This is a genomic window from Serratia sp. AR11 (genome assembly GCF_056376275.1).
The window spans coordinates 3099999-3123829 of record NZ_CM150739.1 but is presented as its reverse complement, the minus strand read 5'-3'; the positions used below and the strand labels follow the sequence as shown (position 1 = coordinate 3123829).

The 23831-nt window shown below is 53.5% G+C and carries 25 protein-coding genes; 14 read left to right on the top strand and 11 right to left on the bottom strand.

Going from position 1 to position 23831, the window contains the following annotated elements; genetic code table 11:
• Nucleotides 1-462: 462 nt before the first annotated feature.
• Together mdtJ and mdtI are read left to right on the top strand one after the other, a co-directional pair.
• The gene (gene mdtJ / locus ACSOSI_RS14715) at nt 463-831 is read left to right on the top strand and encodes a multidrug/spermidine efflux SMR transporter subunit MdtJ (RefSeq protein ID WP_012145490.1); all 369 of its coding nucleotides are present in this window, start codon (nt 463-465) and stop codon (nt 829-831) included.
• On the top strand, nt 818-1147 hold the full coding sequence (gene mdtI, locus ACSOSI_RS14710; RefSeq protein WP_012145489.1) for a multidrug/spermidine efflux SMR transporter subunit MdtI: 330 nt from the start codon (nt 818-820) through the stop codon (nt 1145-1147). The genes mdtJ and mdtI overlap by 14 nt, the downstream gene beginning before the upstream one ends.
• Before the next feature lie 58 nt (nt 1148-1205).
• Here the strand turns inward: mdtI and ACSOSI_RS14705 are convergent, their stop codons facing one another.
• Nucleotides 1206-1550 (bottom strand): RidA family protein, encoded by a 345-nt coding sequence (locus tag ACSOSI_RS14705; RefSeq protein ID WP_476705677.1) that lies wholly within the window; start codon nt 1548-1550, stop codon nt 1206-1208.
• Between the two features lie 133 nt (nt 1551-1683).
• Between ACSOSI_RS14705 and ACSOSI_RS14700 the strand changes: the two genes are divergently transcribed.
• The 5 genes from ACSOSI_RS14700 (at nt 1684) to rnd (ending at nt 8169) form a co-directional block, all read left to right on the top strand.
• Nucleotides 1684-3588, top strand: coding sequence for a DNA repair helicase YoaA (locus ACSOSI_RS14700; protein WP_012145487.1), 1905 nt, complete (start codon nt 1684-1686; stop codon nt 3586-3588).
• 80 nt (nt 3589-3668) lie between these two features.
• Nucleotides 3669-4370 carry a tRNA (adenosine(37)-N6)-threonylcarbamoyltransferase complex dimerization subunit type 1 TsaB gene (gene tsaB / locus ACSOSI_RS14695; RefSeq protein WP_476705676.1) on the top strand — a complete coding sequence of 234 codons (702 nt, stop codon included), beginning with the start codon at nt 3669-3671 and terminating at the stop codon, nt 4368-4370.
• A 101-nt stretch (nt 4371-4471) separates the two neighbouring features.
• A complete protein-coding gene (locus tag ACSOSI_RS14690) occupies nt 4472-5062 on the top strand; it encodes a Slp family lipoprotein (RefSeq protein ID WP_112364017.1) in 591 nt (196 codons plus the stop codon).
• 207 nt (nt 5063-5269) lie between these two features.
• Complete coding sequence (gene fadD / locus ACSOSI_RS14685) at nt 5270-6958, top strand: long-chain-fatty-acid--CoA ligase FadD (protein WP_017893083.1); 1689 nt, start codon at nt 5270-5272, stop codon at nt 6956-6958.
• An 89-nt stretch (nt 6959-7047) separates the two neighbouring features.
• A complete protein-coding gene (gene rnd / locus ACSOSI_RS14680) occupies nt 7048-8169 on the top strand; it encodes a ribonuclease D (RefSeq protein ID WP_476705675.1) in 1122 nt (373 codons plus the stop codon).
• Between the two features lie 236 nt (nt 8170-8405).
• Here rnd and minE read toward each other — a convergent pair whose 3' ends face one another.
• The 3 genes from minE to minC are packed head-to-tail and all read right to left on the bottom strand — an operon-like array spanning nt 8406 to nt 10218.
• A complete protein-coding gene (minE, locus tag ACSOSI_RS14675) occupies nt 8406-8675 on the bottom strand; it encodes a cell division topological specificity factor MinE (RefSeq protein WP_012145482.1) in 270 nt (89 codons plus the stop codon).
• A gap of 3 nt (nt 8676-8678) precedes the next feature.
• Nucleotides 8679-9491, bottom strand: coding sequence for a septum site-determining protein MinD (minD, locus tag ACSOSI_RS14670; protein ID WP_012145481.1), 813 nt, complete (start codon nt 9489-9491; stop codon nt 8679-8681).
• A 25-nt stretch (nt 9492-9516) separates the two neighbouring features.
• Nucleotides 9517-10218, bottom strand: a complete 702-nt coding sequence (gene minC / locus ACSOSI_RS14665) for a septum site-determining protein MinC (protein ID WP_419245840.1) — start codon at nt 10216-10218, stop codon at nt 9517-9519.
• Between the two features lie 136 nt (nt 10219-10354).
• Here minC and ACSOSI_RS14660 point away from each other — a divergent pair, with 136 nt between their 5' ends.
• The 3 genes from ACSOSI_RS14660 (at nt 10355) to ACSOSI_RS14650 (ending at nt 12477) form a co-directional block, all read left to right on the top strand.
• A complete protein-coding gene (locus ACSOSI_RS14660) occupies nt 10355-10627 on the top strand; it encodes a YcgL domain-containing protein (protein WP_012145479.1) in 273 nt (90 codons plus the stop codon).
• Between the two features lie 63 nt (nt 10628-10690).
• On the top strand, nt 10691-11737 hold the full coding sequence (locus tag ACSOSI_RS14655) for a lytic murein transglycosylase (RefSeq protein ID WP_476705674.1): 1047 nt from the start codon (nt 10691-10693) through the stop codon (nt 11735-11737).
• An 83-nt stretch (nt 11738-11820) separates the two neighbouring features.
• Nucleotides 11821-12477 (top strand): fumarylacetoacetate hydrolase family protein, encoded by a 657-nt coding sequence (locus ACSOSI_RS14650; protein WP_012145477.1) that lies wholly within the window; start codon nt 11821-11823, stop codon nt 12475-12477.
• Nucleotides 12478-12552: 75 nt separating this feature from the next.
• On the opposite strand, the gene ACSOSI_RS14645 is transcribed toward ACSOSI_RS14650, so the two are convergent.
• On the bottom strand, nt 12553-12801 hold the full coding sequence (locus ACSOSI_RS14645; RefSeq protein WP_012145476.1) for a CsbD family protein: 249 nt from the start codon (nt 12799-12801) through the stop codon (nt 12553-12555).
• Between the two features lie 408 nt (nt 12802-13209).
• Here ACSOSI_RS14645 and ACSOSI_RS14640 point away from each other — a divergent pair, with 408 nt between their 5' ends.
• Entirely contained in the window at nt 13210-13656 is a 447-nt protein-coding gene (locus ACSOSI_RS14640) for a YcgN family cysteine cluster protein (protein WP_012145475.1), read from the top strand.
• Nucleotides 13657-14162: 506 nt separating this feature from the next.
• On the opposite strand, the gene dsbB is transcribed toward ACSOSI_RS14640, so the two are convergent.
• Together dsbB and nhaB are read right to left on the bottom strand one after the other, a co-directional pair.
• Nucleotides 14163-14693: a disulfide bond formation protein DsbB gene (gene dsbB / locus ACSOSI_RS14635; RefSeq protein ID WP_012145474.1), complete on the bottom strand. Its 531-nt coding sequence runs from the start codon at nt 14691-14693 to the stop codon at nt 14163-14165.
• Nucleotides 14694-14817: 124 nt separating this feature from the next.
• Nucleotides 14818-16398 (bottom strand): sodium/proton antiporter NhaB, encoded by a 1581-nt coding sequence (gene nhaB / locus ACSOSI_RS14630; RefSeq protein WP_476705673.1) that lies wholly within the window; start codon nt 16396-16398, stop codon nt 14818-14820.
• 242 nt (nt 16399-16640) lie between these two features.
• Here nhaB and fadR point away from each other — a divergent pair, with 242 nt between their 5' ends.
• On the top strand, nt 16641-17360 hold the full coding sequence (gene fadR, locus ACSOSI_RS14625) for a fatty acid metabolism transcriptional regulator FadR (protein ID WP_012145472.1): 720 nt from the start codon (nt 16641-16643) through the stop codon (nt 17358-17360).
• Between the two features lie 68 nt (nt 17361-17428).
• Here the strand turns inward: fadR and ACSOSI_RS14620 are convergent, their stop codons facing one another.
• Both ACSOSI_RS14620 and ACSOSI_RS14615 read right to left on the bottom strand, forming a co-directional pair.
• Nucleotides 17429-18964 (bottom strand): SpoVR family protein, encoded by a 1536-nt coding sequence (locus ACSOSI_RS14620; RefSeq protein WP_012145471.1) that lies wholly within the window; start codon nt 18962-18964, stop codon nt 17429-17431.
• 134 nt (nt 18965-19098) lie between these two features.
• Nucleotides 19099-19329: a hypothetical protein gene (locus ACSOSI_RS14615; RefSeq protein WP_476705672.1), complete on the bottom strand. Its 231-nt coding sequence runs from the start codon at nt 19327-19329 to the stop codon at nt 19099-19101.
• Between the two features lie 173 nt (nt 19330-19502).
• Here ACSOSI_RS14615 and ACSOSI_RS14610 point away from each other — a divergent pair, with 173 nt between their 5' ends.
• Together ACSOSI_RS14610 and dadX are read left to right on the top strand one after the other, a co-directional pair.
• Nucleotides 19503-20807: a D-amino acid dehydrogenase gene (locus ACSOSI_RS14610; RefSeq protein ID WP_012145470.1), complete on the top strand. Its 1305-nt coding sequence runs from the start codon at nt 19503-19505 to the stop codon at nt 20805-20807.
• A 72-nt stretch (nt 20808-20879) separates the two neighbouring features.
• Nucleotides 20880-21953 (top strand): catabolic alanine racemase DadX, encoded by a 1074-nt coding sequence (dadX, locus tag ACSOSI_RS14605; RefSeq protein WP_476705671.1) that lies wholly within the window; start codon nt 20880-20882, stop codon nt 21951-21953.
• Nucleotides 21954-21956: 3 nt separating this feature from the next.
• Here the strand turns inward: dadX and ACSOSI_RS14600 are convergent, their stop codons facing one another.
• A complete protein-coding gene (locus tag ACSOSI_RS14600; protein WP_012145468.1) occupies nt 21957-23150 on the bottom strand; it encodes a multidrug effflux MFS transporter in 1194 nt (397 codons plus the stop codon).
• 109 nt (nt 23151-23259) lie between these two features.
• A complete protein-coding gene (locus ACSOSI_RS14595) occupies nt 23260-23820 on the bottom strand; it encodes a 3'-5' exonuclease (RefSeq protein WP_012145467.1) in 561 nt (186 codons plus the stop codon).
• Nucleotides 23821-23831 lie beyond the last annotated feature (11 nt).

The window sequence follows — 23831 nt, the reverse complement described above, 5'->3', positions numbered from 1 at the left end:
TTATTTATAGACTATTTTTTTATAGTTTTTGTGAAAATAGCGGTTTGCTTTATGATTGTTGCTATGGTACAACTATTGCAGTTAAAATTTTACTTGATGAGGATATTGGGCAAATCGCACTCCGTGTAACAAGATTATGTGCGGCTGAGAATAGAGAATACTTATGATGACAACTAATGGAATTACCCTCAGAACCTCTACTTGCCAGCTTTTCCTGTCTGCCATCCTTGCCAGTGAGCATCACTGGTGCAGCGAGCTATAGCGTCTTTCTCCCTTAACCGGTGCTGGTGACAGGCTCAGTCCTTCGTCATTTCGCGTAGCCGGGCAAACATTTTTATTACGTTTGGGTCAGTTTATCCCCAGGGATCTCTGCGTCTTCAGCGCCTGTTTGCGCCTGTCTGACGAGATAAATCGGGATAAATATGCCTTAGCGTGCCTTATTCGCCGTTTGGGAGAGAAATCATGATTTATTGGATCTTTTTAGGTTTGGCCATAGCGACCGAAATTATCGGTACCCTGTCAATGAAATACGCCAGCATTAGCGGCGGTATGACCGGCCATATAGTGATGTATGTAATGATCACCGCATCGTATGTAATGCTGTCGATGGCGGTAAAACGGGTTGCTCTGGGCGTCGCTTATGCCCTGTGGGAAGGTATCGGTATCCTGTTTATTACCCTGTTTAGCGTGCTGTGGTTTGACGAACCGATCTCGGCGTTGAAGGTGCTGGGTCTGGTGACGTTGATTGTCGGCATCATGCTGGTGAAGTCCGGCACCCGCAAACCACGAAAACAGGTAACGCCGCGAGGTGACAACCATGCAACAGCTTGAGTTGTACCACATTGCTTTTCTGGGATTGGCGATCGTACTGGAGATTATCGCCAACATTTTCCTGAAGATGTCGGACGGTTTCCGTAAAGTTTGGTTGGGCCTGCTGTCTCTGCTGTCGGTACTGGGGGCGTTCAGTGCGCTGGCGCAGGCGGTGAAGGGGATTGATCTTTCGGTTGCCTATGCGCTGTGGGGCGGTTTCGGTATCGCCGCGACAATCGCTGCCGGCTGGATCCTGTTTGGTCAACGGTTAAATGCCAAGGGCTGGATTGGTCTGGTGTTGTTACTGGCGGGGATGGTGATCATCAAACTGGCTTAATCAGCCGCAAATACGACAAAATAAAACCGCAGGCGTTATCGTCTGCGGTTTTTTTGCTTTACAGCGCGGCAATGATTTTGATTTCAACCTTGTACTTCGGGTTCATCAATTTTGCCTGCACGGTACAGCGCACTGGGGCACTACCGGCAACCACCCAGGCATCCCAGGCGGCATTCATCCCGGCAAAGTCAGCGCCGTCGGCCAGAAAAATGGTGGCGTCCAGCACCCGGCTTTTGTCGGAACCCACACGGGCCAGGATCACGTCAATCGCCGCCAGGGCGTTGGCCGTCTGTGCGATAGCGTCATCATCCAGATTTTCCGGCACGCTGGTGTAATAAACGGTGTCGTTGTGAACCACGGCTTCAGACCAGCGATCGGCGGGATCAATTCTTTCAATATTCATTCGGTTATCTCCATATCATAGTCGCGTGTAGGGTATCACAGCCATCGGCAGAAATACTCGACGTTAAAGTCGGTGGTAGCCGCGCTGCAGGATTGGCATAATCAACGCTGAATAATACCGGCAGAGAGATAGCGTGACAGACGATTTCGCAACAGACGGCGCCCTGGCGCAGGCAATCAAGGGTTTCAAACCGCGTGAAGCACAGCGGCAGATGGCGGAAGCGGTCACCGAAGCCATTAACTTCAAGCAGGAGTTGGTGGTCGAAGCGGGCACCGGCACCGGTAAAACCTTCGCCTACCTGGCACCGGCACTGCGGGCCGATCGCAAAGTGATTATTTCCACCGGTTCAAAAGCGCTGCAGGACCAGCTTTATGCACGGGATCTGCCCACCGTTGCCAAGGCGCTGAACTACAAAGGCAAGATGGCGCTGTTGAAGGGGCGTTCTAATTATCTGTGTCTGGAACGTCTGGAGCAGCAGTCGATGGCCGGTGGCGAACTGGCCGGACAGGCGCTGATCGATCTGGTCCATCTGCGCAAATGGTCATCAATGACCAAAGAGGGTGACATCAGTAGCTGCAGCGACGTGGCGGAAGACAGCTTCGTCTGGCCGCTGGTGACCAGTACCAACGATAACTGTCTGGGCAGCGACTGTCCGTTGTATAAAGATTGCTTTGTGGTCAAGGCGCGTCGCCGTGCCATGGATGCGGACGTGGTGGTAGTGAACCACCATCTGTTCCTGGCGGACATGGTAGTGAAAGAGGGCGGTTTTGCCGAACTGATCCCCGAGGCCGATGTGATGATCTTCGATGAAGCGCATCAGATCCCTGACATCGCCAGCCAGTATTTTGGCAAACAGCTAACCAGCCGCCAACTGCTGGATCTGGCCAAAGACATTTCCATTGCTTACCGCACCGAAGTGCGTGACGCGGCGCAGCTGCAAAAAAGTGCCGACCGTCTTAGCCAAAGTACGCAGGATTTCCGCTTAATGCTGGGAGAGCCAGGCTTTCGCGGTAACCTGCGCGAGGTACTAAGCCAACCTAATGTGCAGCGCGCCTTGCTGTTGCTCGATGATGCGCTCGAACTCTGCTACGACGTAGTCAAGCTGTCCCTCGGTCGTTCAGCCTTGCTGGATGCCGCCTTCGAACGCGCCACGCTGTATCGTGCGCGCCTCAAACGTTTGAAAGAAGTGACGGAACCCGGTTTCAGCTACTGGTACGAGTGCAATTCACGCCATTTTATTTTGGCGCTGACGCCGTTGACGGTCGCCGATCGTTTCCGCGAGTTGCTCGATGAGAAACCGGGCAGTTGGATTTTCACCTCGGCAACGTTATCGGTTAATGAGCAAATGGGGCATTTTACCGATCGTCTGGGCCTGAATAAGGCCAAAACCCTGCTGTTGGCCAGCCCGTTCGACTATGCAAAACAGGCATTGCTGTGCGTGCCGCGCTTTTTGCCGTCACCAAACCAGCCGGGCGGGGCACGGCAATTGGCGCGTATGCTGCGGCCGTTGATTGAGGCCAATAACGGCCGGTGTTTCTTCCTCTGTACCTCGCACCAGATGATGCGTGAACTGGCGGAAGAGTTCCGTGCAACCATGACCTTGCCGGTGCTGTTGCAGGGGGAAACCAGTAAGGGCCAACTGTTGGCGCAATTTGTTGAGTCCGGTAATGCGCTGTTAGTGGCGACCAGCAGTTTCTGGGAAGGGGTCGACGTGCGCGGCGATGCTTTATCGTGCGTGATTATCGACAAGCTGCCGTTTACCTCGCCCGACGATCCCTTGCTGAAAGCGAGGATTGAAGATTGTCGACTGCGCGGTGGCGATCCTTTTAACGATGTGCAATTGCCGGATGCGGTCATCACTCTGAAACAGGGCGTTGGGCGCTTGATCCGCGATACCGACGACCGTGGCGTGTTGGTGATCTGCGATAACCGCCTGGTGATGCGGCCGTATGGAGAAGTGTTCCTCAACAGCCTGCCGCCGACGCCCCGTACCCGCGATATCGCCCAGGCGATTGCCTTCCTGCAGGCAGAGCGCTAGCGGATAGGCGTGACCACAGGGCTGTGCTACAATGCGCGCCCTGTATGAAAAACCCTGTTTTTTTCCCGCCTGAGGTTGGCATGTCCACGCGAATTTTAGCGATCGATACAGCGACGGAAGCCTGTTCCGTTGCCATCTGGAATCAAGGCGAAATCCACGCCCTGTTTGAACTGTGCCCACGTGAGCATACGCAACGCATTTTACCTATGGTGCAGCAAGTGCTGGCGGAATCCGGCGTCACTCTTAATCAACTCGATGCTCTGGCCTTTGGCCGTGGCCCAGGGAGTTTTACCGGCGTGCGTATTGGTATCGGTATCGCGCAGGGTCTGGCGTTGGGCGCCGACTTGCCGTTACTGGGTATTTCTACTTTGCAGACCATGGCACAGGGTGCCTGGCGCGTCGCCGGGGCTGATCGAGTGCTGGCGGCGATAGATGCGCGCATGGGTGAAGTTTACTGGGGCCAGTTTGAGCGTCAGCAAGACGGCCATTGGCTGGAAAGCGAAGGTGAGGCGGTACTTTCACCTCCGCAGGCGCTGACGCGAGCGCAAGGCCTGCAGGGGCACTGGGCGCATGTTGGCACCGGCTGGCAAACCTATCCGGATCTGGTCACCGGTTCTTCGCTAAGCTTGAGCGATGGTCAAATGCTGTTGCCGCAGGCGGAAGATATGCTGCCATTGGCGCTGCATGCCTGGCAACAGGGGCAGGCCGTAGCGGTAGAAAATGCCGAGCCGACCTACCTGCGTAACGAAGTCACCTGGAAAAAATTGCCGGGGCGTGAATAGCGCAAACCTATTGTGCTTTGCTGGCGTTCGGCATATGAATGAACTGCAACTTGCTCGGTGAACTGATGTCAAAGTTACAGCTATTTCAGGAGATTGCGACGATGCTAACCCGCACTGTAAGTAAAAAAATGGCGCTACTGGCTATTGCCGGTGGTGCGTTTGCGTTGTCGGGCTGCGTTACCGTGCCCGATGTAATTAAAGGCAGCACGGAAACGCCGGTGCAGCAGTTGTCCTCGGTGCAGAATGCACCGAACCTGTTTGTGGGTGCTGAGGCCCGTTTTGGCGGTACCGTGGTGAATGTCGCTAATGAGCAGGGGCGTACGGTGTTGGAAATTGCCGCCGTGCCGCTCGATTCCGGTGCCCGACCGATTTTGGGCGAGCCGTCACGGGGGCGCTTGCTGGCCTCTGTTAACGGTTTCCTGGAACCGGTTGATTTCAAAGGTCAGCTGGTTACCGTGGTGGGGCCAATTACCGGCGTCAGAGACGGCAAGATTGGCATGACGCCGTACAAGTTTGTCACCATGAACGCCACCGGTTATAAACGCTGGCACCTTAGCCAACAGGTGATGATGCCGCCGGCGCCAATGGGGCCATGGGGCTGGCGTAGCGGTACCTGGGGCCCCGGCTGGGGCGTGGGTTACGGCTGGTACAATCCTGGTCCGGTGCAGGTGCAAACCATAGTTACCGAGTAGTGTTCGCGAGAAGTTAACAATTTTGAAAGGGCGGCTCCGGCCGCCTTTTCCTTTTGGCGCAGGGAAACGGCGCCAATTAGTGACGTACATCGCAACCTTAATATTGTTTAAAACTCAAACTGGTCTGCTGAGTTAAAATATTGTTATGGTTTGGCTGCATATTTAGGGGCTGCGATGATAATGAATAATGATTTCAGGAGTAATACCTTGGATAAGGTTTGGTTAAAACGTTACCCGGCAGATGTTCCGGCAGAGATCGACGCCGATCGTTATTCATCTTTGGTCGAAATGTTTGAAAATGCGGTTAAGCGTTATGCGGATCAACCCGCTTTTATGAACATGGGCGAGGTGATGACCTACCGCAAGCTGGAAGAGCGTAGTCGCGCTTTTGCCGCTTACCTGCAAAATGAACTGGGTCTGCAGAAGGGTGACCGCGTTGCCCTGATGATGCCGAATTTGTTGCAGTATCCGATCGCACTGTTTGGCATTTTGCGAGCCGGTATGGTGGTGGTCAACGTTAACCCACTGTATACGCCGCGTGAACTGGAGCACCAATTGAACGACAGCGGTGCCAGCGCCATCGTGATCGTCTCCAACTTCGCCCACACGCTGGAAAAAGTGGTGTTCAACACCCAGATAAAGCACGTGATCCTGACGCGCATGGGCGACCAGCTCTCCGCTGCCAAAGGTACGCTGGTTAACTTTGTGGTGAAATACATTAAGCGGCTGGTGCCGAAATACCATCTGCCGGCGGCTATTTCTTTCCGCAGTGCGCTGCAGCGCGGCCGGCGGCTGCAGTATGTCAAACCCGATATCATCAACTCTGACCTGGCGTTCCTGCAATATACCGGTGGCACCACCGGCGTGGCAAAAGGCGCGATGCTGACGCACCGTAACATGCAGGCCAACCTGGAACAGGCCAAGGCGGCCTATTTACCGCTGTTCCGCGAAGGGCAGGAACTGGTGGTGACGGCGCTGCCGCTGTACCACATCTTCGCATTGACGGTGAACTGCCTGCTGTTTATCGATCTGGGCGGACATAATCTGCTGATCACCAACCCGCGCGATATTCCGGGGCTGGTGAAGGAACTGGGCAAATATCCGTTCACCGCCATGAGCGGGGTGAACACCCTGTTCAATGCGCTGTTGAACAACGAGGACTTCCACAAGCTCGATTTCTCCACGTTGCGTTTCTCCGTCGGCGGTGGCATGTCGGTGCAGAAAGCGGTGGCGGAAAAGTGGGAGAAAACCACCGGCAAGCACTTGCTGGAGGGGTATGGCCTGACGGAGTGTGCGCCACTGGTCACCGGAAATCCTTACGATTTGAAACACTACAGCGGCAGCATCGGTTTGCCGGTGCCGTCGACGGACATTCGTCTGGTGGACGACAATGGCCATGATGTGCCGGTCGGCGAGCCGGGTGAACTGTGGGTTAAAGGGCCGCAAGTTATGTTAGGCTACTGGCAGCGGCCGGATGCCACTGATGAAGTGTTGAAAGATGGCTGGCTCGCGACCGGCGATATCGTTACAGTGGATGAGATGGGCTTTGTGCGCGTCGTCGATCGCAAGAAGGACATGATCCTGGTTTCCGGGTTCAACGTCTACCCGAACGAGATTGAAGACGTGGTCAGCCAGCACCCTAAAGTGTTGGAATGCGCGGCGATTGGCGTGCCAAGTGACGTCTCCGGTGAAGCTGTCAAGATCTGCGTAGTGAAGAAAGACGCCTCGTTGACCAAAGAAGAGCTGTTGACCCATTGTCGTCGGCAGCTTACCGGGTATAAAGTGCCTAAAATTGTTGAGTTCCGCGACGAGTTGCCGAAGTCTAACGTCGGTAAAATTTTGCGGCGAGAACTGCGTGATGAACAGAAAAAACCTGTGGCAGCCGATGCCGCCTAGGCTATCATCTACGCCTTACAGATCAACAACGCCGGTGAATGCCGGCGTTGTTGTGTTTGAATCATGAAAGCGACCAAGAGAATGACGTTTTGAACTATCAGTTGATCACTACCGATGCCGGATTGCAGCAGGTCTGCGATCAGGCAAAAAAGCATGCCCAGATTGCGCTGGACACCGAATTTGTCAGAACGCGCACTTACTATCCGCAGTTAGGCCTGATTCAGTTATACGATGGTGAACAACTCTCCCTGATTGACCCCTTGCCAATCAAGCAGTGGCAGCCGTTTATCGAGCTGCTGAGCAACACTCAGGTGGTGAAATTCCTGCACGCCGGCAGTGAGGATCTGGAAGTGTTCCTCAACGCGTTCAAAACGCTACCCACGCCAATGGTGGATACCCAGATCCTGGCGGCCTTTACCGGTCGTCCGATGTCTTGTGGCTTCGCTACCCTGGTGGCGGAGTACATGCAGGTGGAGCTGGATAAAAGCGAAGCCCGGACCGACTGGCTGGCGCGTCCGCTGACGGAAAAACAGTGTGTCTACGCCGCTGCGGATGTGTTCTATCTGTTGCCAATGGCCAAACGGCTGGTGCAGGAGACGGAAGAGGCCGGTTGGACGGCGGCTGCCAGCAACGAATGCCTGCTGTTGTGTCAACGCCGTAGCGAGACGCTGACGCCGGAATTGGCCTATCGCGAAATTACCAACGCCTGGCAATTACGTCCCCGCCAGTTGGGTTGCTTGCAGAAACTGGCTGAATGGCGACTGCGTCAGGCGCGTGAGCGTGATCTGGCGGTGAACTTCGTGGTACGTGAGGAAAACCTCTGGCAGGTAGCGCGTCATATGCCGACCTCGCTGGGTGAACTGGACTCGCTGGGGTTGAGCGGCCCTGAAATTCGTTATCATGGTAAAACGCTGGTGGCGTTGGTGGCAGAGGCCGCCGAGCTGGAAGAATCGGCATTGCCGGAGCCGTTACCGAACCTGATTGACCAGCCGGGTTATAAGAAAGTATTTAAGGAAATCAAAGCGGCGATCGTCATTGCCAGTGAGCAAAGCGGGTTGAGCAGCGAATTGTTGGCATCGCGTCGGCAGATTAACCAGTTGCTGAACTGGCATTGGAAATTGAAGGTTGGCGACAATTTGCCAGAATTAGTCAGCGGATGGCGCGGTGATTTATTAGCGGCACCACTTCAGGACATTTTGAAGGGTTATTAATCGGGCTGTAAAACGTTGGGGTAGGGTAAGGAAACCCTGCTCTGATTATTTATTAGAAATAGTCGAAGTCAAAACACTTATTGGTAGCTTTTACTTTAAACAAACGTGACGCAAGATTAATTGAGATTAATCCCAAAGGATAAAAACGATTATTAAGTCTTTTTTATCTCAATAACTGGTTATGCATACAGTTACCCCCTGTATAAAATACACAGGGGGTAATTAATGCGTCACACTCATTTAGTTACTTCTTCCGATTCCGGTAATGTCACGTTGAGTTCAAGCACCGAAATATCGTCCCCTTTCTGCTCAAACTGCACGTGCAGCATTTCAGGGTCGATTTGAATGTATTTGCAAATTACCGCCAGAATATCGCGTTTCAAATCAGGCAGATACGGGGGCTCACTGTCCCCCCGACGACGCTCAGCGACGATAATCTGCAGCCGTTCCTTGGCTATATTGGCTGTCTGCTTTTTGCGGGACAGAAAGAAGTCTAGTAATGCCATGGTTTATCCCCCAAAAAGGCGTTTCAGGAAACCCTTCTTCTCTTCTTCAATGAAGCGGAAGGGGCGTTCTTCCCCTAACAAGCGGCTAACGGTGTCGTCATAGGCCTTGCCAGCGTCTGATTCGGCATCAAGGATCACCGGCTCACCCTGGTTGGAGGCCCGCAGCACGGACTGGTCTTCCGGGATAACGCCGACCAGTGGAATGCGCAGGATTTCCAGTACGTCTTCCATGCTCAGCATATCGCCACGGCTCACGCGGCCCGGGTTATAGCGAGTCAGCAGCAGATGTTCCTTAATCGCCGATTCGCCTCTTTCAGCGCGACGGGATTTGGATGACAAAATGCCCAGAATACGGTCGGAGTCACGTACTGAGGAAACTTCCGGGTTGGTGGTGATGATGGCTTCATCTGCGAAGTACAGCGCCATCAGCGCGCCGGTTTCGATACCTGCCGGAGAGTCACAGACCACGAAGTCAAAATTCATCTCGCCCAAATCGTTGAGGATCTTTTCAACGCCTTCGCGGGTCAGCGCGTCTTTATCGCGCGTTTGCGAAGCCGGCAAGATAAACAGGTTATCGGTGCGCTTGTCTTTGATCAACGCCTGGTTCAGCGTGGCATCACCCTGAATGACGTTAACGAAATCGTAAACCACCCGGCGTTCGCAGCCCATGATCAGGTCAAGATTCCGCAGACCGATATCAAAATCGATCACCACGGTTTTCTTACCTTTTTGGGCTAGGCCGGTAGCGATGGCCGCGCTTGAAGTGGTCTTGCCAACGCCCCCTTTACCCGATGTAACAACAATAATGCGTGCCATGAAATGGATTCCTTGTCAAAAGGGCTTAATTTAAAGGTTGTATGGTTAAAGCGTTATCCAACAGGCTGAGTCGTACAGCCTGCCCGACAAAGTCGGACGGGATTTGGTCGCTCAACCAGTACTGCCCTGCGATAGAGACTAGCTCAGCACCCAGGTGCGTGCAAAAAATCTGGCACTGCGTATCACCTGAAGCACCAGCCAGCGCACGACCGCGCATCATGCCGTAAACGTGAATATTGCCATCGGCAATTAATTCAGCGCCGGCGCTGACGCTGCTGGTCACGATCAGATCGCTGTTGCGGGCATAAATCTGTTGGCCGGAACGAACAGGGGTACTGATGATGCGCGTCTTGGCGGGGGCGTTGGGATCCACCACCGGGGCTGGCGCGGGCGCCGGTTCCGGGGGAGCCATCTTCTGGCCTTTGCCTTCGTTCAATAACGGCAGCCCGGCACGGGCTATTGCACGTTTTTGCCGCTCATCTCTGCAACCGCTGATACCCACAACGCGCAGCCCTGCTGCCGTGACAGCCTGTTGAAGTTCTTTCCAGTTTGCGTCGCCGTTCAGCGTTGCAACGTTGATAACAACAGGGGCATTTTTCAAAAAAGCGGGCGCTTGCTCGACTTTTTCTTGTAACGCCTGACGTATTACCTCGGGTTCCGAATTATACAAATGAACAACCGATAGGGTAAAACTGCTGCCTTTTAGTTCAATTGGCGATTGTGACATCTATCCTGACTCAGTCTCAGCAACTTTAAATCCCCGGAATACCAATCGGGGTGCGATATTCCGAAGTACTATAAGCATGTTATAGTCAGAGTTATATCCAGGCAAGACGCTGCCCCAATTAAATAGAGTTAAAAACATGCTTTGTGTGATCTATAGAAGCTCGAAACGCGATCAAACTTATCTTTATGTCGAAAAAAAAGACGATTTCTCCCGAGTGCCGGAAGATCTGCTGAAAAGTTTCGGCACGCCGCAATTGGCAATGGTGCTTTCTCTTGAAGGTCGGGAGAAATTAGCCTCGGCAGATATTGAGAAAGTGAAAGAGGCCCTGAAAGAAGAAGGGTTCTATCTGCAGGTTCCACCGCCGCTGGAAAATTTATTAAAACAGCACTTGTCTGACGACAAAAAATAACCGTCGTTGGCGTACAGGGGCTACGCTGGATCAGTAACCCCAAACCAACAAAGGAGCTGGGTGATGAGAGGGTCAGCGAAGACAGCGATAGTGGCTCTGCTGGCGCTGGGAACTGGCGTATGTCCGCAACTGATGGCACAGGTCGCTTCACCGGCTACAACTGCTGCGCCAGCACAAGGCACGTTGGCTGAAACCGGTCGCGATCCGGCACAGTTCCCAGCCTATGTAGAACAACTGAAACGTCAGGCGCTGGCGCAGGGCATTAGCCCGGCTATCGTCGCCAGCGCTTTTGCCAACGCGCATTTTGTCGACCGAGTGATTAAGGCAGACCGTAATCAGCCGGAAAAGAAAATCACGCTGGATGATTATCTAAAACGTGTATTGCCGCCGGCCAAGATAGCGCAGGGCCGTGCTCTTTACCGGCAATATCAACCCCAGTTGTCTCGTGTTACCGCTCACTACGGTGTTCCTGGGCGTTATGTGGTGGCGCTGTGGGGGATGGAAAGCGCCTTCGGCAAGATCCAGGGCCGTGAAGACGTGATATCTGCGCTGGCTACGCTGGCCTTTGAAGGTCGCCGTGAAGCTTTCTTCAGCCAACAGCTAATGGCAGCACTGCGGATCCTCGAACAGGGGCATGTCAGCCGTGAACAACTGAAAGGCTCCTGGGCCGGTGCGATGGGGCAGTGCCAGTTTATGCCGACCTCATTCCTGAATTATGCGGCGGATGGCGATGGCGATGGCCGTATTGATATTTGGAACAACGTTGATGATGTGTTTGCCTCTACGGCCCGTTATCTGTCGCGTGAAGGTTGGCAACCGGGCGTAGGCTGGGGCAGGGAAGTTAAACTGCCTGTCGGTTTCAGCAGTGACAGCCTGGGGCTGAAAGTGAGCCAGGCCCACAGCGTCAATGAATGGCAAAAACGTGGCGTGCGTCGTGCGGATGGTTCAGCCTTGCCGCATTCTACCCTGCGCAGCTGGGTGATCACGCCGGATGACATGCAGGGCCGGGCGTTCATGGTTTATGACAATTTTCGCACGATCATGCACTGGAATCGCTCTTACTATTTTGCCATCGGTGTGGGTATGATGGCTGACGGTATCGGGCAATAAATTAGGGCCAGGGTACCTCCACCCGCGCGTGGGATAACGGGCTTAGCAAGCTAAGCCCCTACATGATTGTAGGGAGATGCGGTATGTATCAACATAGAGACTGGCAGGGTTCATTACTTGATTTTCCGGTAAACAAAGTGGTTTGTGTCGGCAGTAACTACGCCGATCATATTAAGGAAATGGGTAGTGCGACCTCGGCAGAGCCGGTAGTGTTTATCAAGCCTGAAACGGCGCTGTGCGATATCCGCCAGCCGGTGGCGATCCCCAAAGAGTTCGGTTCGGTACATCATGAAGTGGAACTGGCAGTGTTGATTGGCACGCCGTTAAAGCAGGCTAATGAAGATCGAGTGGCTCGGGCTATCGCCGGTTACGGTGTTGCGCTGGATTTGACGCTGCGTGAGCTGCAGGCGGGGTTCAAGAAGGCCGGACAGCCTTGGGAAAAAGCCAAGGGTTTTGACGGCTCCTGCCCGATCTCCGGTTTTATTCCGGTGGCAGAGTTTGGCGATCCGCAAAATGCCGAGCTGTCACTGACGGTCAATGACCAGGTGCGTCAGCAGGGCAATACTCGCGATATGATCACCCCGATCCTGCCGCTGATCAGCTATATGAGCCGCTTCTTCACGCTGCGTGCAGGTGATATTATTCTTACCGGTACACCGCAAGGCGTTGGCCCGATGAGCTCAGGCGACATGCTGAAAATCACGCTCAACGGTAAATCATTAACGACTCGCGTGATTTAAAGCCAGGCAAGACGCACTAAAAAAGGCCCCATGGGGCCTTTTGTCTTTTTCTTCGGTTAGGGGTGGGCAAAATGCTTATTTACGGCCCAGCAAGAAACCGAAAACAATCCCGACTGCAGCGGCGATAGCCACGCCGGCAAGTGGGTTGGATTCAACCTGAGTCCGCACCGTATCAGCCGCATCGCGAGCCGCGTAGCTGGCCTGAGAGGCATATTTGCGGGCCGCGCCTTTAACCTGATGATCCGGCGAGTCCGTTGCCTTACCAAAGGCTTCTTCAACGGCACCGGCAGCTTCATTGACCTTGTCTTCTGCTTTTCCAAACATACTTGGCTCCCTATCTCGGTTATAAAGGCGAACATTAAACATAGCAGGATTATGCCGTTCCTGGCGGCAAAAAGTGCTTTATAAGATGAATCTTAGCGGTGAGTTGAAGCGTTGGCCGGCAATAATCCTGGGGGAAACGAAAGGGTGATAGGCCTGTGATTTGTACGTATAATTAAGCGATGCGAGCCGTGTTGTTTTCCACCGAAAGCCCACAAAAATTGGCCGATGGTCATGACGCTTAATGCTGAATACTGTTGTTTTAAATAGCATTTTTTTTAAACAGATATATTGTTATCGCTATGATTATATTGTGTTTTCAGCCTTTCCATTTGGTTGGGATATCTATATAGTGCATCCTCAAAACCTGTACGCAGGTTATCTATTCATTTACCTATACCGGACGCGAACATGTCACAAACCCCTTTTTGGCAACAAAAAACGCTGGCGGAAATGTCAGAACAAGAGTGGGAATCGCTGTGCGACGGTTGTGGGCAATGCTGTCTGAATAAGCTGATCGACGAAGATACCGACGAGATTTATTTCACCAACGTAGCCTGTGACCAGTTGAATATTAAATCGTGCCAGTGCCGCAACTATGAACGTCGCTTTGAGCTGGAAGAAGACTGCATCAAGTTGACGCGTGAAAACCTCACGACGTTTGACTGGTTGCCACCGACCTGCGCATATCGCCTGATTGGCGAAGGCAAACCGTTATTCTCCTGGCATCCACTGGTTAGCGGTTCCAAGGCGGCGATGCACGGTGAGCGCATTACGGTGCGGCATATTGCGGTACGTGAAAGTGAGGTGGTGGACTGGCAGGACCACATCATGAACAAACCAAGCTGGGCGCGATAAACGAAAAAAGCCCCTGCAAAGAAGAGGGGCAAGACACACAACAACACCAGGGAAATCGTTAATACTAACTTGCGGATACTATAAGGTTTTTGCGGCCAAACTTCATCAAAATATCGATGCAATAATGCATCACTATGATGAGTTTTTTTGTATAAGGTGGGTGAGAGCAGATAAGTTGTTCCGTTATAGTACGATTTTATAGCGGAAAAGTGAGATTGTAATCCCGCGAATAAGACGTTTTCCCCCGCTAACTTAATGTTATGTAAATTACGTGCCAAATCTTGCCCGGATGCTTCTTTTTATACAGAAGGTTAGGTAGTTTGACCGCTCTCACGCTAAGTTCCGAGAGTAAAATAATGAAAATGATACGTCTGTTTGCCGTCGCTGGGGCACTGATAGTGCTCGTTTATTACCTTACGCACACTTGATATCGCTTTATCTCTGAAGAGTCTCCTCAACTCCATAAAAAACGGCGCCCTGAGGCGCCGTTTTTTATTCGGGCATGCTTAACGACCAAACAGGTCACGTCGACGCGGGCGCACAAACTGCGCGATCAACACAATGATGGCGAAAAGCAGATAAGCCGTGAAGATACCCACCAGCCACTGCGGCATCTCCAGAGTCAGAAACTCCCATTGACGCACTGAACAGTCACCTGACGCGTGAAACACGGCAGGCAGCCACTTATCCAGCGGCAGCCAGGATGGGAAGCTGACAAAGAAATCACAGGTATTAAACGGCGAAGGATGCAGTTGGATCATGGTGTGTTTCCATGCCAATTGCAGGCCTTCCCAGGCGCTGTAAATCCACAGCAGGATAGCGGCATAACGCAGTGGCGTTTTTGGTGCGATGGCACCGAGCAGCGAGGCGCCCAGAATGCCAAACAGCGCACAGCGTTCGTAAATGCACATCACACAGGGTTGCAGCAGCATTACGTGCTGAAAGTAGAGAGCAACTAATTCCAGCACCAGCGCAGTCAGGGCCATCAACAGCCAAGCACCGCGCCCCTGCGAGCAGCGGTTAAAGAATTGCAACATATATTTATTCTTCCATGCAGTAAGCAATTGAACTGGCAGTGTAAACCAATTCAACTCTGCTGCCAGCTACCTGAGCCTGTTTCAGCACAAAAATAGTCGCTGACAGCGGAGTGGGTTAACAGGGTCAGTGTGCAGCGGCTTCAATCGATGGCAGCGTCAGCCAATGCCACTGGGTCAGCAGCTCAGTCGCAGGTGCCAGTGTAAACTGGACGCACAGCAGACCCACCAGGGTTAATACCACAGTATAGGGTAAAGCCATCCATACCATCCGTCCGTAAGACAAACGCACCAGCGGTGCCAGCGCAGAGGTCAGCAGGAACAGGAAAGCCGCCTGACCATTCGGCGTGGCGACCGATGGCAGATTGGTGCCGGTATTAATGGCGACCGCCAGCATTTCGAACTGCTTCAGGGAAATCACACCGTTTTCAAATGCAGCACGGGCTTCATTGATGTATACCGTACCGACGAACACGTTGTCAGATACCGAAGACAGCAGGCCATTAAACAGATAAAACAGCGCCAGTTGTGAAGAGGGTTGCGCCTGCAGAACAAAATGAATAATCGGTGTAAACAGGTGTTGCTCAATAATTACTGCCACCACGGTGAAAAATACCGTCAGCAGCGCGGTAAAAGGCAGCGCCTCCTGGAAGGCTTTACCGATGGCGTGTTCATCGGTGACGCCGCACAGTGAAGTGGCGAGAATAATGACCGACAGGCCAATCAGGCCTACTTCCGCCAGATGAAAGGCCAGCGCCACCACCAACCAAATGCCGATTAGCGCCTGAACGACCAATCTGACCTGTTCTTGTTTACTGCGTCCGGCGGTAGCCTGGCGGTCAAACTCGGTCAGTACCTCACGTACGCGTTCCGGCAGTTTTGCTCCGTAGCCGAAGACGCCGAAGCGTTCGAGCAGTAAGCAAACCAGCAGGCCGCACGCAAACACCGGCAGGGTAACCGGTGCCATGCGCAGGAAGAAGTCAATAAATCCCCAGCCGGCGCTTTTGGCAATAATCAGGTTCTGCGGTTCACCCACCATGGTCATCACGCCGCCCAGCGCGGTACCGACGCCTGCGTGCATCAGCAGGCTGCGCAAGAAGGCGCGGAACTGCTCGAGCGTCTGTTTGTGATCGTCACTGACCAGGGTGCTATCGTCACCGACATCAATATTACCGTCATTACCGTCAGAACGGTTTGAAGCCACGTTGTGGTAGATCGAATAAAATCCGGTAGCGACGCTGATAACCACCGCAACGACCGTCAATGCATCGAGGAAGGCTGACAGCAGCGCCGCCGCAAAACAGAATGCCAAAGAAAGCAGCATTTTTGAGCGGATGTTGAGCAGTAGCTTGGTGAAAACGAACAGTAGCAACTGCTTCATAAAGTAGATGCCGGCTACCATAAAGATCAGCAACAGCAGCACTTCGAGATTATGGGCAATTTCCTCACCCACCCGATCGGGACTGGTCATGCCGATCAGTACTGACTCAATGGCCAGCAGACCACCCGGCAGCAGTGGGTAGCACTTCAGCGCCATTGCCAGGGTAAAGATAAATTCGACTACTAACAGCCAACCCGCAATGAACGGATCGACCAGGAAGAAAACCAGTGGGTTGACCACCAGGAAAACCAGAATGGCCAGTTTGTACCAGTCTGGTGATTGCCCGAGGAAGTTTTTCACCAGGGCACTGCGAAAGGTCGTTTCCATTATGCGTTACACGTCCTGAAAATAAGTTGTCTCATACTAGCCTAACAATGCCGCCGGGGCAGATGCAATAAGGGCTTGCTTTACGATGAGAAATTTCTCTAAGCGGTGTTTTTGCACGTTTTTTGCCACTTTATGCACAGTTTCGTTCAATGTTTTTCGCTCACGCTAGGTCATGCAATAGCGATCTGGTATGATCAGCCGACTACTATTACTGATTATCGTCGCTACGGAACGTCAAACACATGGTCATAAAGGCGCAGAGTCCTGCCGGTTTCGCGGAAGAATACATTATCGAGAGTATCTGGAATAATCGCTTCCCTCCTGGCACTATTTTGCCCGCGGAGCGTGAGCTTTCAGAACTGATTGGTGTCACGCGCACCACGTTACGTGAAGTTTTACAACGCCTGGCGCGTGATGGCTGGTTGACCATTCAGCATGGCAAACCGACCAAAGTAAATAATTTCTGGGAAACATCCGGCCTCAATATTCTTGAGACGGTGGCACGCCTCGACCATCAGAGCGTTCCACAATTGATCGACAATCTGCTGTCTGTGCGAACCAATATTGCGGCGATCTTTATTCGCGCAGCGGTGCGTAACCATCCAGAGGCCGCTCAGGAAGTGTTGGCGAAAGCCACTCAGGTGGAAGATCAGGCGGATGCTTTCAACCTGTTGGACTACGAAATTTTCCGTGGTCTGGCGTTTGCCTCCGGCAACCCGATTTACGGTCTGATCTTCAACGGTCTGAAAGGCTTGTATACCCGCGTTGGCCGTTACTACTTCTCAAACCCGGAGTCTCGCAAACTGGCGCTGACTTTCTATAGCAAGCTGTCGACGCTGTGCCATGAGAAGTCATACGATCAGGTAATGGACTGCGTGCGTAACTACGGTAAAGATAGCGGCGCCATTTGGCAAAGCATGCAAGGCACTATGCCAAGCGATCTGACCGAAGCCCGTCGTTAACCTCAACACCGCATTACGTAAAAGGGGCGCCATTTGGCGCCCCTTTAGTTTTTAGTTATTGAACAGTCTTACAGCGGTGTTGGGCGCGGTGGGCAACGCTCCAATAGCTCGACGCTGCCGTCTTCGTTCTGTTGCTCCAAAATAATGTCGAAGCCCCACAGACGGTGCAGGTGTTTCATCACTTCACGCCGACTTTTATCCAGCGGGGCGCGATCCTGCGGGATATAACGCAACGTTAATGAACGGTCACCGCGTAAATCTACATTCCAGATCTGTATGTTCGGCTCGTGGTCGCTCAGATTATATTGCGCCGAAAGCTCCTGACGGATTGCGCGGTAACCGGCTTCATCATGGATCGCGGCTATTTCCAGGTAGTTATTGCGATCGTCATCCAGTACGGTGAACAGCCGGAAATCACGCATGATCTTCGGCGACAGGAACTGGCTGATAAAGCTTTCATCCTTGAAGTCACGCATGGCGAAGTGAAGTGTTTCCAGCCAGTCTTTACCGGCGATGTCCGGGAACCAGTAACGATCTTCTTCCGTCGGCGACTGGCAGATGCGCTTGATGTCCTGGAACATGGCAAAGCCCAGTGCGTAAGGGTTAATGCCGTTGTAATAAGGGCTGTTGTAAGGCGGTTGATAAACCACGTTGGTATGGCTGTGCAAAAATTCCAGCATAAAACGTTCGGTTACCCGGCCCTCGTCGTACAGATGATTGAGGATGGTGTAGTGCCAGAATGTCGCCCAGCCTTCGTTCATCACCTGGGTTTGTTTCTGCGGATAAAAATACTGACTCACTTTGCGCACAATTCGCAGAATCTCACGCTGCCAGGGTTCCAGCAGCGGCGCATTCTTCTCCATAAAGTAGAGGATGTTTTCCTGCGGTTCGCTTGGATAGCGGCGCGCCTGCTCAGGTGCCTCTTCACGTTCAACCCGTGGCAGGGTCTTCCACAGCGTGTTTACCTGGCTTTGCAGGTACTCTTCGCGGCTTTTTTGCCGGGCTGTTTCTTCGACCAGTGAAATTTTCTGCGGCCGTTTGTAACGGTCCACGCCGTAGTTCATCAACGCATGGCAAGAGTCGAGCAGCCTCTCCACTTCTTCAACGCCGTAGCGCTCTTCGCACTGGCTGATGTAGTGGCGGGCGAACAGCAGGTAATCGACAATCGAACTGGCGTCGGTCCAACTGCGGAACAGGTAGTTATTCTTGAAGAAGGAATTGTGCCCATAGCAGGCGTGCGCCATCACCAAAGCCTGCATGGTGATGGTGTTTTCTTCCATCAGGTAGGCGATGCAGGGGTTGGAGTTGATCACAATCTCATAGGCCAGGCCCTGTTGCCCATGCTTATAGCGCTGCTCGGTCTCAATGAATTTTTTACCGAATGACCAATGGGTGTAGTTAATCGGCATGCCGACGCTGGAATAAGCGTCCATCATCTGCTCTGAGGTAATGACCTCGATCTGATGCGGGTAGGTGTCGAGCTTGTAATGTTTGGCTACGCGATCTATGTGCTCCAGATACACCTGCAGCAACTCGAACGTCCAGTCCGGTCCATCGCTCAGACGTTTATCTTCCTTGACCTTATCATGTGTTGAAGTAGTCATCAGCGCACCCTCGTTATTACGGACCTTGCTCGAACGGCAGACCCTGTATCAATCGTAGCTCAATCTACGCAGAGGTAATAATGATATAAAGCTTAAAAATTCAACGATCTGTCGTCGGCAACTCACCTGGAGAGCTACCGGGGAGCTTTTACCCTGAGTTTTTTCTGCTGGAACAGGATCTCACTCCGGCAAAGCGTTATATCAATAAAGTTGCTATTTTGTAGTTTATTACTCTGTGGTATTGGCGCTGTTTCATTTTTATATTCTGTTAAATCCTTGTTGCTTTCTTGGCTTTTACTTGGTGCTATCAATGCAGTCATTGACTGCACATCGGCCTGTGTTTCGCTCTCAAATCCTCCTTTCACCGCATCTTATCGCTATTTATAGGTAGCTATTGCAAAAGAGACGGCCATGAACGATAAATTAATTGTGAATGTTGTCACGTTTGATGACGAAGATGTTGGACGGATTTTTCCACTGAGTTAATTTCCTGTGAGCAGAAGATTATGCTTTGTGAAGCCTTAAGCTGGAGTCAGCGATGCGAGTGGTAATTTTAGGTAGTGGAGTGGTGGGTGTTGCCAGCGCCTGGTATTTGGCGAAAGCGGGGCATGAGGTGACGGTGATCGATCGTCAACCCGGCCCGGCGATGGAAACCAGTGCGGCGAATGCCGGTCAGATCTCACCGGGCTATGCGGCTCCGTGGGCTGCACCTGGCGTGCCTTTGAAGGCGGTCAAATGGATGTTCCAGCGCCATGCGCCTTTGGCGGTTCGTCTGGACGGCAGCAGCTTCCAATTGAGCTGGATGTGGCAGATGCTCAAAAACTGCAACACCGAACACTACATGACCAATAAAGGGCGTATGGTGCGGCTGGCGGAATACAGTCGTGACTGCATCAAGGCGCTGCGCCAGGAAACCGGCATCCAGTATGAAGGCCGTCAGGGTGGGACGCTGCAGCTGTTCCGTACCCAGCAACAATTTGAAAGTGCGGCGAAAGACATCGCGGTGTTGGAAGATGCCGGCGTGCCCTACAAACTGCTGGAAGCCAGTCAGTTGGCCAGCGTTGAACCTGCACTTGCGCAGGTGGCACATAAGCTGACCGGTGGGCTGCAACTGCCTAACGATGAAACCGGCGACTGCCAACTCTTTACCCAGCAACTGGCCAAACTGGCGCAGCAGGCCGGGGTTACTTTCCTGTATAACCGCAGCGTCGATCGCCTGCTGGTGGAAGGGGATAAGATCAGCGGTGTGCAATGTGGCGGAGAAATCTTCAAAGCCGACAGCTACGTAGTGGCCTTTGGTTCTTATTCCACCGCGCTGTTGCGTGACCTGGTGTCGATCCCTGTCTATCCGCTGAAAGGCTACTCGCTGACCATTCCTATTACCGATGAGTCCGCCGCACCGTTCTCGACCGTGCTGGATGAAACTTACAAAATCGCCATTACCCGTTTCGATCAGCGTATTCGCGTCGGCGGCATGGCGGAAATTGTTGGTTTTAACACTCAGCTTGAACAAAAGCGTAGAGAGACGCTGGAGATGGTGGTGCGCGACCTTTACCCTAACGGTGGACGGGTGGAAGACGCCACCTTCTGGACCGGTTTGCGGCCGATGACGCCGGACGGCACGCCAATTGTCGGCAAGACCTCGCTGAAAAATCTGTTCCTGAATACCGGCCACGGCACCCTGGGCTGGACCATGGCCTGTGGTTCCGGCCAACTGCTTTCAGATTTGATTTCCGGTATCACGCCGGCCATTCCTTCAGACGATCTGGGAGTGGCACGTTACAGCGCCGGATTTCGCAGCCTCTACACCGGCCCTTTGAACGATGTGCATCCCGCGCGTTAAAAACCCTAATTTATAATGTTATTGTCACGGGCGTTGGCCCGTGACCGCATTTGCCGGCCCGTAGGAGTGCCCATGCCTCGCCCGATTTCCGCCACGTTACACCTTGGCGCTTTTGAAAATAACCTGCAGGTGGTTCGCCGTTTCGCCCCCAAAGCCAAAGTCTGGTCGGTGGTCAAGGCCAATGCCTATGGTCACGGTATCAAACATGTCTGGCGCAGTCTGGCGCAGACCGACGGTTTTGCCTTGCTGGATCTGGCCGAAGCCATTTTGCTGCGTGAGTCCGGCTGGCAAGGACCGATTTTGCTGCTGGAAGGTTTTTTCAAACCACAGGATTTGGCCCTGCTGGACCGTTATCGTTTGACGACCTCGGTACACAGCGACTGGCAACTGGCGGCGATAGCCGAGGCCAAACTGTCGGCACCGCTGGATGTTTATCTGAAAGTGAACAGCGGCATGAACCGTCTGGGTTTTGCACCGGAACGTTTGCACTCTGTCTGGATGAAGGCTCAGGAGATCGGCAATATCGCCAGCCTGACGCTGATGAGTCATTTCGCCACCGCGGACGGTCCACAGGGCGTCGAGGCGCAAATGGCCAGCATAGAACGGGCGGCGAAGGGCATCACTTTGCCGCGCTGTCTGGCCAACTCTGCCGCTACGCTGTGGCACCCGCAAACCCATGGCAGTTGGGTGCGGCCGGGCATTGTGCTCTATGGTGCTTCTCCAAGCGGCCAATGGCGTGACATTGCCGACAGCGGTCTGCAACCCACCATGACGCTGAGTAGCGAAATTATCGGTGTTCAAACGCTGAAATCCGGTGATCAGGTGGGTTATGGCTGGCGTTACCGCGCCGAGGGAGCGCAACGCATCGGCGTGGTAGCCTGTGGTTATGCCGATGGCTATCCGCGTCATGCACAAACCGGTACGCCAGTCTGGGTGGACGGTGTGCTGACACGAACGTTAGGCACGGTTTCAATGGATATGCTGGTGGTCGATCTGACGCCTTGCCCGCATGCGGGTATCGGGGCGGAAGTGGAACTGTGGGGGCGACGTCTGCCGGTTGACGATGTCGCCACCGCGGCAGGTACGCTGGGTTATGAATTACTGACGGCACTGGCCGCCAGAGTGCCAATCATCACCGAGGCCTAAGCCTCAGGCAATCTTCTTCAACTGACCTTTTATTTGCTTGCTGCGCTGTCGTGCGTGCAGCGCCAGCAGGCAACCCACCAGCATCACCAGCGCCAGTGACAGTTTGGGCTGCAATGGCAGCGCCATCGCCAACAAGCCCAGAGCCGCACCGCCGGCCATCTGCACAAAACCTACCAATGCAGAAGCTACCCCGGCCTCATTGGAATACGGCTCCAGCGCGTAGCTGGTTGCCGGGCCCATCACAAAGGCTAAACCAGCACAGGCAAAAGCGACCGGTAGCATATAAGCCAGCCAGTGAGTTTGTGCCGCACCAGACAGTAAGGAGACGCCCAGCAGTAGCCCAATAGCCCCGATACCCATCAATATACCGCCGGTTGCCAGACAGACTGGGCGTCCGACCTTGTGAATGATGCGGTTGGCGAAAAAACTCACCAGCATGATCCAAAAACCATTGGCGCCAAACACCAACGAGAATTGCAACGGCGTCAGCCCGGCGGTGCCCATTAGCACGTTGGGGGCCAGCGAAACGTAGGTCAGCGCCATGCCCATGGCACCGGAGTTGACTACGGCGAAGGACAGAAAGCGGCGATCTCGGGCGATGCGTGCATATTGTCGCACCGGCAATCCTTTGACGCGCACGGTGTCCGCCGGACGGGTTTCCGGCAGGCGAAGGGCGATAAGTACCAGTACCGCCAGCGCATAACATACCAGGAACCAGAATGGGGCGCGCCAGCCAAAGGCTTCTGCCAGCAGCCCACCCAGCAAGGGGGCCAGAGCAGGAATAATATTCAGCGTACCGTTGAGAAAACCGAAGGCACGGGCTGCATCGTCGCCGTTCATCCGATCGCGCACGCCACTGAATGCCACCACTGCGGTACAGCACACCGCCACACCCTGCAACAGGCGAGAGGCGACAAACATCGTTGGCGTGGTGGCCAGCGCCGCCATCGCCGCGCCAATCATGTAAATCACAATACCGGCCAGAGCCACCGGCTTGCGGCCGTAGTTATCCACCAGCGGGCCGGCAATAACCTGCCCGAGGCCCAGCACCAAAATGAACAGAGAAATGGTGGACTGAATCAGCGCTTCACTGCTGTTAAGGCCAACGGCGATAGCGGGGATGGTCGGCAGATAGAGATCGATACCCAGCGGGCCGAGCAGCACCAGGCTAAGAAGCAGAAACAGAAATTTTTGCATAACAAAAACAGCACATCCGAGTGACAAAGAGGGCTAGAGTAGAGATTCTGGCGCTAAATGGAAAGAGGCAAAACATCGGTCCGCCGCCGGTACGCCAGTCCGGTTCTATTTATGACCCAGCGGCTTTGCGATAGTAAAGTGCCGATACCGTATCCGCCACGTAACGCGCCTGATGTTTGGCGTCGTCCAATGCCCGGTGGGGCGTGCCTTCAAATGCCCGTTCTTTCTTCGGATTAAAGCCCAGCATTTCTGCCAGGGTGATCACCGTGCGCACATCTTGCGTATCCCAAAACTTCCATGGACAGGGCATATCAAGCTGCTGGAAGGCATGTTCGAGGATGGCGCAATCGAACTCCTTGCCGTTACCCCAAACCTTGACCTTATCGGTGCTGTTCATATGGATAAACCGGCTCAGGTTGGTCAATGTGCGTTTAAGGCTTTCTGTGCCGCCGAAAGCCAGCTTGCGCGCTTCGTCAGACTGTTTCGCCCACCAGGCGACGGTATCCAGGCTGATGGTTCTGCCGGGCTGATCTTTTTGGCTGCTGACGGCGTTTTCAAATTCCGCACCGAGCTGCCCGGTTTGAGGATCGAAAAATACCGCGGCGACCACCAGGATCACCGCACTGGGTTTTATATCCAGCGTTTCAATATCTAACATCAGATGGTGCATTGGGTCTCCCG

What these genes read in the sequence shown, in the direction of transcription:
- mdtJ (WP_012145490.1), top strand. Translation starts at nt 463, where the DNA reads ATGATTTATTGGATCTTTTTAGGTTTGGCCATAGCGACCGAAATTATC.
- mdtI (WP_012145489.1), top strand. Translation starts at nt 818, where the DNA reads ATGCAACAGCTTGAGTTGTACCACATTGCTTTTCTGGGATTGGCGATC.
- ACSOSI_RS14705 (WP_476705677.1), bottom strand. Translation starts at nt 1,550, where the DNA reads ATGAATATTGAAAGAATTGATCCCGCCGATCGCTGGTCTGAAGCCGTG.
- tsaB (WP_476705676.1), top strand. Translation starts at nt 3,669, where the DNA reads ATGTCCACGCGAATTTTAGCGATCGATACAGCGACGGAAGCCTGTTCC.
- ACSOSI_RS14690 (WP_112364017.1), top strand. Translation starts at nt 4,472, where the DNA reads ATGCTAACCCGCACTGTAAGTAAAAAAATGGCGCTACTGGCTATTGCC.
- minE (WP_012145482.1), bottom strand. Translation starts at nt 8,675, where the DNA reads ATGGCATTACTAGACTTCTTTCTGTCCCGCAAAAAGCAGACAGCCAAT.
- minD (WP_012145481.1), bottom strand. Translation starts at nt 9,491, where the DNA reads ATGGCACGCATTATTGTTGTTACATCGGGTAAAGGGGGCGTTGGCAAG.
- minC (WP_419245840.1), bottom strand. Translation starts at nt 10,218, where the DNA reads ATGTCACAATCGCCAATTGAACTAAAAGGCAGCAGTTTTACCCTATCG.
- ACSOSI_RS14660 (WP_012145479.1), top strand. Translation starts at nt 10,355, where the DNA reads ATGCTTTGTGTGATCTATAGAAGCTCGAAACGCGATCAAACTTATCTT.
- ACSOSI_RS14655 (WP_476705674.1), top strand. Translation starts at nt 10,691, where the DNA reads ATGAGAGGGTCAGCGAAGACAGCGATAGTGGCTCTGCTGGCGCTGGGA.
- ACSOSI_RS14650 (WP_012145477.1), top strand. Translation starts at nt 11,821, where the DNA reads ATGTATCAACATAGAGACTGGCAGGGTTCATTACTTGATTTTCCGGTA.
- ACSOSI_RS14645 (WP_012145476.1), bottom strand. Translation starts at nt 12,801, where the DNA reads ATGTTTGGAAAAGCAGAAGACAAGGTCAATGAAGCTGCCGGTGCCGTT.
- ACSOSI_RS14640 (WP_012145475.1), top strand. Translation starts at nt 13,210, where the DNA reads ATGTCACAAACCCCTTTTTGGCAACAAAAAACGCTGGCGGAAATGTCA.
- dsbB (WP_012145474.1), bottom strand. Translation starts at nt 14,693, where the DNA reads ATGTTGCAATTCTTTAACCGCTGCTCGCAGGGGCGCGGTGCTTGGCTG.
- nhaB (WP_476705673.1), bottom strand. Translation starts at nt 16,398, where the DNA reads ATGGAAACGACCTTTCGCAGTGCCCTGGTGAAAAACTTCCTCGGGCAA.
- fadR (WP_012145472.1), top strand. Translation starts at nt 16,641, where the DNA reads ATGGTCATAAAGGCGCAGAGTCCTGCCGGTTTCGCGGAAGAATACATT.
- ACSOSI_RS14620 (WP_012145471.1), bottom strand. Translation starts at nt 18,964, where the DNA reads ATGACTACTTCAACACATGATAAGGTCAAGGAAGATAAACGTCTGAGC.
- ACSOSI_RS14610 (WP_012145470.1), top strand. Translation starts at nt 19,503, where the DNA reads ATGCGAGTGGTAATTTTAGGTAGTGGAGTGGTGGGTGTTGCCAGCGCC.
- dadX (WP_476705671.1), top strand. Translation starts at nt 20,880, where the DNA reads ATGCCTCGCCCGATTTCCGCCACGTTACACCTTGGCGCTTTTGAAAAT.
- ACSOSI_RS14600 (WP_012145468.1), bottom strand. Translation starts at nt 23,150, where the DNA reads ATGCAAAAATTTCTGTTTCTGCTTCTTAGCCTGGTGCTGCTCGGCCCG.
- ACSOSI_RS14595 (WP_012145467.1), bottom strand. Translation starts at nt 23,820, where the DNA reads ATGCACCATCTGATGTTAGATATTGAAACGCTGGATATAAAACCCAGT.